The sequence below is a fragment of the bacterium genome (assembly GCA_026398675.1).
Lineage (GTDB): Bacteria > RBG-13-66-14 > RBG-13-66-14 > RBG-13-66-14 > RBG-13-66-14 > RBG-13-66-14.
On the sequence record JAPLSK010000389.1, the window covers coordinates 1 to 5,490 of the forward strand.

The 5,490-nt window shown below is 61.6% G+C and carries 6 protein-coding genes; 4 read left to right on the forward strand and 2 right to left on the reverse strand.

The genetic code is table 11. The features are described from left to right. Both NTW26_11620 and NTW26_11625 read left to right on the forward strand, forming a co-directional pair. Positions 1 to 1,019, forward strand: a 1,019-nt coding sequence (locus tag NTW26_11620; GenBank protein ID MCX7022895.1) for a hypothetical protein, incomplete at its 5' end; no start/stop codon positions are given. A 611-nt stretch (positions 1,020 to 1,630) separates the two neighbouring features. Continuing rightward, positions 1,631 to 2,035, forward strand: a complete 405-nt coding sequence (locus NTW26_11625) for a hypothetical protein (GenBank protein ID MCX7022896.1) — start codon at positions 1,631 to 1,633, stop codon at positions 2,033 to 2,035. Positions 2,036 to 2,341: 306 nt separating this feature from the next. Here the strand turns inward: NTW26_11625 and NTW26_11630 are convergent, their stop codons facing one another. Beyond that, on the reverse strand, positions 2,342 to 4,111 hold the full coding sequence (locus tag NTW26_11630; GenBank protein MCX7022897.1) for a T9SS type A sorting domain-containing protein: 1,770 nt from the start codon (positions 4,109 to 4,111) through the stop codon (positions 2,342 to 2,344). 36 nt (positions 4,112 to 4,147) lie between these two features. Next, entirely contained in the window at positions 4,148 to 4,312 is a 165-nt protein-coding gene (locus NTW26_11635) for a hypothetical protein (protein ID MCX7022898.1), read from the reverse strand. Between the two features lie 230 nt (positions 4,313 to 4,542). On the opposite strand from NTW26_11635, the gene rplS reads away from it, so the two are divergent. After that, positions 4,543 to 4,896, forward strand: a complete 354-nt coding sequence (rplS, locus tag NTW26_11640) for a 50S ribosomal protein L19 (protein ID MCX7022899.1) — start codon at positions 4,543 to 4,545, stop codon at positions 4,894 to 4,896. 131 nt (positions 4,897 to 5,027) lie between these two features. After that, the coding region (locus tag NTW26_11645; protein MCX7022900.1) for a glycoside hydrolase at positions 5,028 to 5,490 on the forward strand (463 nt) is incomplete at its 3' end.

Here is a 5,490-nt window from a genome sequence, read left to right on the forward strand (position 1 = left end):
GGGACGAGCGTCTGGAACTCTTGGCCACGCGGGACGGCTTCACCGCCCTAGAGAAGGACCGCATCGTCCGGTTCTCCTCCCTCTACGGTGTCCGCCTCCAGGAGCTGGCGGGGCTCGATCTGGTCTGGGACGGCGAGCAGCAGCGGGTGGAGATGTACGAGTACCCGGTCCGCCGGATCGGGGGCTTCGCCTTCCGGGGCCATGTGCGCAGCTTCGACGACAAATACTACCGCAAGGCCTCCTGCGTCGCCCGGCCCACGCTCGAGGGGCCCTACCACACCGACGAGTACCGGACCATCGCCTCCTTCGCCCGGCGGGAGGTCAAGATTCCGGTGACCGGCGCCTACACCCTGGTGGACTGGTCCTTCGACGAGCACTACCAGGGCGGCGTCGCCCCCGGCGCCCGGGACGTCGGGAAAACCCGAAAAGAGGCGCGGAGTCGGTTCCTCTATGACATGGCCGCAGACATCGTCCACCCCAACCTGCGCTCACTCTACGAGGCGGGCGCCCGGTTCCTGCAGATAGACGAGCCCGCCGCCACCACCAAGCGCGACGAGATACCGGAGTTCATCGAGGCCACGCGCCGGAGCGTCGGCGACCTGGCGGGGAAGGTTTTCTTTACCATCCACATCTGTTTCTCGAACTACGACCTCCTCTTCCCCCGGCTAACCGAGCTCGAGGGCGTGCTCGACGAGGTTCACCTGGAGTACGCCAACCGCGACTCCCGGGAGCCCGGCGTCTCGAAGGACAAGCGGGTGGGTTACGGCATCCTCGACTCCCTCAAGGACACCGCCTTCGTCGTGGGGTTGGGCGTGCTGGACGTGCACACCGACTTCATCGAGCCGCCGGAGCTGATTCGCGACCGCATCCTCTTCGCCTGCGAGGTCATCGGCGATCCGGCGCGCGTCTTCGTGGCGCCGGACTGCGGTCTACGGACACGCACTTGGGAGGTGGCCTTCGCGAAGCTCTCCAGCATGGTCGCGGGGCGGGACCTGGCGGCGAAGAAGCTCGGGATATAATCCTGTCGTGCTCCGCCGCAAACCCCAACCACCGCCGGGCGAAGATTCTCCACGACGACACCTGGAGTCGGAAGAGCCGTAGCACTAGTTATCAGCGAGCCCCTTCGGGGGCTTCTGTTAAAAAAGGGGCGCAGCCGCCCGACGGGGCATTGTTCTTAAGCCGGAAACCGGACCCCGATTGAGGTTTCATCACCTCGCGACAGTCGGACCTCGACCGGGGCGAGCCGCGGAAAACCGTTTACCGGAACCTGCCCGCCGACTTCGAGGGCGGATCAACCACGGCCTACGACTTGGAGGGTCGGTAATAGCATGGCTCGACTCGAAATCAGGGAGATGGACCCCGCCACGGAATACTTCGTGGGCACCTGCTCCCACGTGGGGGAGAGCGCCGAGATAGACGCCTGCGGACGCCGGCGCGTGGAGTGGCTGAAAGGGATGCGCGGGAAGGGCCTCCGGGTGCACGTCGCCCTCCTGGACGGCGAGGAGGTGGGCTTCATCTACTCGATGCCGATCGAGGTCAGCCCCTGGGGCCCGGCGGGCCGCGACCTGACGGCGATTCCCTGCAGTGGGTTCTGGAGAAGGGGCGCGGCGTCGGCGCCGGCCGGAGCCTGGTGGACGAGGCGGAGAAGGTGGCCCGGGAGCGTAAACCGAGCGGAGCGAGCTACGCCCCTGGCGAATCCAAAGGCGTCTGTACCGAGGCCTACTACTGGGACTTCTGGTTCATGCCCGGCGGCTTCTACGAGAAACTCGGCTATTCCGTGGTCGAGCACCGGGGTGAGCGGGCGCTCCTCTGGAAGGCGTTCGACGATTCCGCCGAGGCCCCCCGCTTCCTGGAAAGCGCCTACCGCTTCGAGCCCGTTCCCGGAAAGGTCGTGGTGGACCTTTTCTGGAATCGCCTGTGCCAGACCTCGGAGATAGAGGCGAGAGCGCGTGCGCGAGGTGGCGACGGAGTTCGGCGACCGGGTGCTCCTGAACGAGTTCCCGGCCCACGAGCCGGGGATTTGCCGGGGGCATAGCTCGCTGCGCTCGGTTCTCGACCGGTGCGGGCTTTCCCGCGGCATTTACGTGAACGGGAAGGAGATTTTCTGGGGCTACGAGGCGCCGCGGGAGGGCGTCCGGGAGGCCGTCGGCGGGGCTTGAGGTTGAGTTCGTCTGTGAAGAACGGGTGTCCAGGCGCCCGTTTTCCGCAATATCCCCCACCTTGCTGAAAGAGTCGCAGAGGCCCCCGGCACCTCCGTCGGGATTTGCCGGGGGCATAGCTCGGTTTGCCAGGGGCATAGCTCGCTTCGCTCGGTTCGCTCGGTTCGCCGGTCGCTCCAGCCCTACCGGCTGACCACCATCCGCCGCGTCAGGGTCGCGTCCCCCGCCGTCAGGCGGTAGAGGTAAACCCCCGCGGTCAGGGCGGCCGCGTCGAACTCCACCTCGTGGCGGCCGGGAGAGGTGGGGACGCTCACGGAGGACTCCACGAGGCGGCCGGAGAGGTCGTAGAGCGAGAGCTCTACGTTTTCTGTGTTTTCTGGGAGGTAATAGCTGAGAGTTACAACGTCTGTGGCTGGGCAGGGGTACGGGGCGTAGAGGGTGAAGCGGTCGGCGTCCGGTCCCGGCCAGGCGGCCTCCACGGGACCGAAGCGCCTGACGGAGCCGTCGGGGAGCGTGGCTTCGAGGGTGTAGAGATGCGTGACGTTGGGCTCTGCATCGCGGTCCAGATAGCGGTAGAGCGCGTCGCCGGAGAGATTGACCAGACGCTCCCCTTCGCGCTCCAGGCGCCACGTGGAGCCGATCAGTTCTCCATCCTCTTGCCAAGATAGGAGGATACCGTCGTCGTCAGGGTAAGCTTTTAAAAGAGTCTCATCGATAGTCGAGTCATCAATCTGATGAACATACATGACATCATAATCCCAATCATCAACGCGGTGCTGTCCTACAACACGGATGTATCCCGAATCGCCAACAGCTCCATATGGTCCTACTTCGAAGTGACCAAACAGCATTTCATCATCCATGTAGTAAGGGCCATCAATGAGATTACCATCGGTGTCAAATTCAAAAACTGCTATTCCAATGTAGCTATCATTGAAGAGGAGTATTCTTCCGGTTTTACTGTAAAAATAGTTACTTTCCGTGAATCCATTGCCCTCTTCTGAATATATTAATTGCGGCTCTCTTAATACCTCACTATCAGTGTTTAATATTACATTAGTAATATTAGTTATATAATCTTCAAAATGTATATAGGAAACATAAACACGTTCTTGGTCATCAATACAAATTGCTGGACGACGATCATCAGGTTCATGGGCCAGCAGTGAATTGTCACCCTTAGTTGGATAACCAAGATCAATCAAGGGAGTCAGCCATGTACCATCATCCCCGTCGATTTTACGATAGATTATCGAATAATCTACTGGGTCCGTATTATTGAAATAAGTGTACACGACATGCACATTCCCGTCGCTGTCGCAGGCAATCCCCTTATCAAACGACACCGACTCGTAGGCCGAATCGTCTGTCACAGCTTGATCGTAGCCGAGTAAAACTCCATCAGGTGATACTACGGCGTGGAAGGGCTGGTCCCACCAGCGCTCTCCGTCCCAGGAATTGCTGCAGTAAAGGAGGTGGATGTTGTCGTTCAGGTCCGGTACGGCGTACATGAAGATGTCGCTGGGGGTGTTTGAATCAATGAGTTGTACAGGATCAACCAGGTACGAGCCATCAGCGGCGTCAACCTGCGTGTACCAGATGTTGAATTCTCCGCCAGTTTGACGCCGCCAGAAGATGTGGGCATGGTTCTGTGAATCCACAGCCACCGTGGCCGCACGATCGTCAACGCCGTCTTCGGTGAAAATGCGCGTGGGCTCGATGCTCAAGCTCCCATCCTCGGCGACCTTGGCAAAGCTCACGTCATAGTAGTGCGTCGCCCAGGCGCTGAACCAGACAACGAACATCTCATCGTCTGGAGTGTAGCCTACGACGGGCTGGTAATCCCTATGCTCACTGTCGATGATGTATGTAGGCTCGGACCAAGGGAAGTCGTCGATGTACTGGCCAAAAGCGGCAGTTACGAGAACAAGAACGATGAGCGACGGTTTCATGTCCAGCCGATTCAGAGGGGAGGAATCAACCTCCCCCTAAATATAGCCCAAAGCGGGATTTGTGGCAACCGGGGCTCCCGCGGGCGCCCGTCCACTTCCCCGTTGCCCCCTTCCAGGGCGGGCGGCTCGGCTGCGGCGCCACTCGCCGAAGGCGCCCAGGGCGAGGACCAGCAACCCGATGACCACCGTTATGCGTCGCATGGCCCCTCCCGGATACGAAGTTATGCCCCCGGCGGGTTGGCGGTCCACCTGGGTTTCATCGAGCGCGGGATGAAACGCAGTAATGCCACCGGTAAACCGAGCGTAGCGAGCTACGCCCCCGGCGAAACCGGCCCGCCGCGCACTTTTTCCCTTGCCTTTTTTACCGTTCTTTATTAAACTCCACTGCCCGGCGAACCTTTTCCAGGGTCACACCCATCGGCAGGTTTAGTATGCTCCGGCTGCACCGCTTGGAAAAAAACGACATGCGCGAGACCGTCCCCGAGTTCGAAGTGGGCGACACCGTCGAGGTGTCGGTCCGCATCGTCGAGGGCGCCAAGACGCGCGTTCAGAAATACACCGGCATCGTCATCGCCAAGAACCACGGCGGTGTGCGCGAAACCTTCACCGTCCGCCGGGTTTCCGGGACCGGGAACATCGGCGTCGAGCGCATATTCCCCCTCCACTCCCCCAACGTGGAGAATGTCGTGGTCGTGCGCCAGGGCAAGGTCCGCCGGTCGAAGCTCTACTTCCTGCGCCAGAAAATAGGCAAGGCGGCCCGCATCCGGGACAAGCGCCTGAGCTGAACGGCCCGACCGCCGGGTTTGACGGGTTGAGAGTCGCGCGGACCTCGGTTCGCGCTTTTTTACGGCAAGGGGTTTTACCGGGGCACGCTCGCTTCGCTCGGTTAAACCCCTTGTCTCCTTTGGAGCCGCCCATGCCCCGGGACAAGCTGAATCTCTGCCTCGTCTGGCACCAGCATCAGCCGCTCTACCGCGATCCGGCCGCCGTCGCGGACCGCGGTAGCTACCGCCTGCCCTGGGTCCGGCTCCACGGGCTGCGCGACTATTTCGGCATGGCGGCGAGGCTCTGGGAGCGCCCCGGCCTGCGCTGCTGCGTCAACCTCACCCCGATTCTGGTCCGGCAGATTTTGGATTACCTCTCGGGCGCGACGGACCGGCTCTGGGAACTCACAGAAAAATCCGTGGACGGCTTGGACCCCGCCGAGACGCTTCTGCTCCTCCGGGACGCCTTCGACGCCGATCGGGGGAATCAGATAAATAACCACCCGCGCTACGCCGAGCTCTGCGCGCGGTATTCGCTCCTGAGTCAGTCCCTCGCCGACCTGGACCTATGGCCGGAGAATGACATCCCGTCCGGGCTCGCAATGACAGCCGGCG

What these genes read in the sequence shown, in the direction of transcription:
- NTW26_11630 (MCX7022897.1), bottom strand. Translation starts at nt 4,111, where the DNA reads ATGAAACCGTCGCTCATCGTTCTTGTTCTCGTAACTGCCGCTTTTGGC.
- NTW26_11635 (MCX7022898.1), bottom strand. Translation starts at nt 4,312, where the DNA reads ATGCGACGCATAACGGTGGTCATCGGGTTGCTGGTCCTCGCCCTGGGC.
- rplS (MCX7022899.1), top strand. Translation starts at nt 4,543, where the DNA reads ATGCTCCGGCTGCACCGCTTGGAAAAAAACGACATGCGCGAGACCGTC.